The sequence below is a fragment of the Paenibacillus sp. P4_E11 genome (assembly GCF_056401635.1).
The window spans coordinates 1-2,263 of the sequence record NZ_JBFUIX010000349.1 but is presented as its reverse complement, the minus strand read 5'-3'; the positions used below and the strand labels follow the sequence as shown (position 1 = coordinate 2,263).

Genomic DNA, 2,263 nt, shown 5'->3' with positions numbered 1-2,263 from the left:
TTCGTTATCCCCACATTGTTGAGCCAATCTTGTCGCATCCCGAATACCATTCTCTTCGAGCCGACTGTCCACAGAATGGGCATGGAGTAATTTTTTCCATTTCTCATGGAATAACGGAATGGATCGTTGCCAAGCTCTTTCTTCAACCATTGCATATATTTCGGAGCATGCTTCTCCAGCAAGGCTGGCGGAATTTCTGCCAGAACGCCTTGATCGACCAATTTATCATAGTTGATAAAATCCAAGCCCTCAAAGGAATCCGGCACTTCGCCTGATGCTATGCTCAACTGGACATTTTGCACATAGGTATCCGACTTCCTCGTTTCAATGTTGAAATCGATATTAAACCGTTCCTTAATCAACTTAATCGCATAACTTTCTGGAACTACTTTTTCAGGTGTTATCGAATAGAACTGCAATTTCATTTTATTTTCTTGCGGCTTTGCGGCAGGCGTGGGGCCTGCTTCTTGACCAGAACATCCCGAGATCACTGCAATCACCGCGGCGGAAACCAGCATTTGCGAAGCCATACTTTTTTTAACTTTCATTGTGGACACCCTCTCTTAACAGTTTCAACAAACATGGGTTTAGCCTTTTATAGCACCTAACAGGATCCCTTTCACAAAATGCTTCTGTACGAAGGGATATACGACCAGCATCGGAATAATCGAACACATGATCATGGTCGCCTGTAACTGCCTGCCTGAAAACTTAGATTTCTCGCCGATCTGATAGAGTGCGGCATTCAAATCTTCCACATTATTCTCTACAATGATTTTGCGAAGAATGACTTGCAAAACCTGCTTGCTCGCATCTGAAATGTAGATCATGCTGTCAAACCATGCATTCCAATGATAGACAGCAACCCACAACGCGACAGTGGCAAGCACTGGTTTCGATAGTGGCAGAACGATCTTCCAAAAAATCAGAAGATACCCGGCACCATCCATTTTGGCTGATTCTTCCAGACTCTCTGGGATGGAACGAAAAAAGTTCCTCATGATAAATACATTGAACGCACCGATCATCCCAGGAACAACAAGCGCCCAGATCGTATCGTACATCCCTAAGTTTCTAATCAGAAAGTAATTAGGGATAAGCCCACCGTTAAACAGCATCGTAAATAGGATTAACATTGTGAATATCTTGTTGCAAGGGAGCCCTCCCTTGGATAAAGGGTAAGCTGTGAGAGATGTGAATACTAGGCTAAACGTAACCCCAAGTGTCGTTCGAAGGATCGTATTTCCGTAACCTACCCAGAGCTGCTTGTATTGCAAGACTAGAACATAACTATCCAATGATACCTTGGATGGGAATAGCAGCATCCCGGTCGAATATGCGGAAGCATCGTCACTGATCGAAAGTGCAACCTGATTCCAGAAAGGATACAAGGTAATGACAGCTATGAGAGTAAGTAGTAAATAGAGGAAAACATCAAATGTTTTCTCGCTGGTTGTCATTCGTATCGTACTCATTGATTCCTCCAGTAACGGCGATTACCATAAGGTATGGTCTTTGCCGCCGATCCACTTGACAATGTAATTCGTGGTGATGACCAGCACTAAGGCAACAACTGACTTAAAAAGTCCGATTGCCGTCGAGTAGCTGTACTCCATCTGTGTTAAACCTTTTCGATAGGCATACGTGTCAATAATGTCAGAAACAGCGTATACAGTTGGGTTATACAGGTTGAAAATTTGATCAAACCCGGCATCCAGAATATGAGACATCCGTAAAAGCAACATAATCACAATGACAGGCACCAGCAACGGTAACGTAATATGTACAGCGCGTTGTAACCGATTGGCGCCATCGAGGACAGATGCTTCGTACAATTGGTGGTCGATTCCCGAGATGGCTGCAAAATAAATGATGGAACCCCAGCCAAACGATTGGAAAATGTCCGTGATGACTAATACACTTCGAAAATACCGATCGTCAGCCAACATCAATACGGGTTCGCCCCCAACCAGCTTGATGATCCAATTCACCGGACCATCCATCGAGAAAAAACTGATTACTATGCCACCGAGCACGATCCAGGAAATAAAATGTGGTAAGTAGGAAACCGTTTGCACAACTTTCTTGAATCGAACTCGAGTGACTTCATTCAACAATAAAGCGAACAGGATTGGCGCCGGAAATCCAAAAATGAGTTTGTATAGGCTGATGAGCAATGTATTTCGAATGACGACATAAAAATGCGGATCGTCAAATGCTTTTGCGAAATACTTGAAGCCGGCCCACTCACTCCCCAATATGC

Annotated in this window: 3 protein-coding genes; all 3 read right to left on the bottom strand. The window is 43.8% G+C overall.

Annotation, left to right across the window (positions count from 1 at the left end):
* The coding region (locus tag AC1DWB_RS33855) for an extracellular solute-binding protein (RefSeq protein ID WP_477545468.1) at window positions 1–548 on the bottom strand (548 nt) is incomplete at its 3' end.
* A gap of 39 nt (window positions 549–587) precedes the next feature.
* Window positions 588–1,475, bottom strand: coding sequence for a carbohydrate ABC transporter permease (locus tag AC1DWB_RS33850; RefSeq protein ID WP_477545467.1), 888 nt, complete (start codon window positions 1,473–1,475; stop codon window positions 588–590).
* 21 nt (window positions 1,476–1,496) lie between these two features.
* Window positions 1,497–2,263: ABC transporter permease (locus AC1DWB_RS33845; protein ID WP_477545466.1), on the bottom strand; the 767-nt coding region annotated here is incomplete at its 5' end.